Origin of the sequence: Amphritea sp. (genome assembly GCF_050300915.1) — a bacterium.
Lineage (GTDB): Bacteria > Pseudomonadota > Gammaproteobacteria > Pseudomonadales > Balneatricaceae > Amphritea.
Genome location: NZ_JBNKYN010000183.1, coordinates 1 through 643, shown reverse-complemented (window position 1 = coordinate 643; position 643 = coordinate 1). Strand labels below are relative to the sequence as shown.

1 protein-coding gene is annotated in these 643 nt (G+C 44.8%); it reads right to left on the bottom strand.

Annotated elements, in window-relative coordinates:
• Window positions 1-445: 445 nt before the first annotated feature.
• Window positions 446-643, bottom strand: a 198-nt coding sequence (locus ACQY8X_RS21010; protein ID WP_428037076.1) for a hypothetical protein, incomplete at its 5' end; no start/stop codon positions are given.

Genomic DNA, 643 nt, shown 5'->3' with positions numbered 1-643 from the left:
GGTAAATTTTTATTGTACATTTTTGTTTATTGCCTGCTGCATCGGCTCATGAGGCCAATACTTCAGTCAGGGGGATGCATTATATACTCATATATGTTTCATATAATGAAATATTACCTCTATTGTATTTATTTTATTCTTGTGCAAAAAATATCTCTTACCTCAGCTGTGAAAGACTTCGCATGGCCGGGCTAGATGACTGCATCATTTTATAGTCCGAACACTTAGTCAGAAGTAGACTGGGAGGGACGCATGACTCGTTCAGCATTTGAAACCTCAGCATCTCACGGCTTCACATGTTCAAGTGTCAGGCCATGTGCCACACAACTGACGGACACTTAGCTTGGCTTGATCTGAGAAAAACCCGAGTATCCAGAAGGACTCGGTACCCTTGCAACTCGGGCGGATCAAGGTCTTCAAAAGCCTGGTTAGGTGAGCCAAGGCTCTATGCCGCACGACCATGGCAATAAGAACTGATCACACCTAGAAAAATCCTTTGCTCAACAAACTGAGTGAGGTCTCCATCCGGGTCATCAAAAGCTTTGAATGCTCTATGAACTCGGCGCATGATGCCCACAGTCCTGAGCACTAAGTTGGGAATCACCCGGTGAAAAATCCAGACTACCCGAGTGGTTTGGTGATT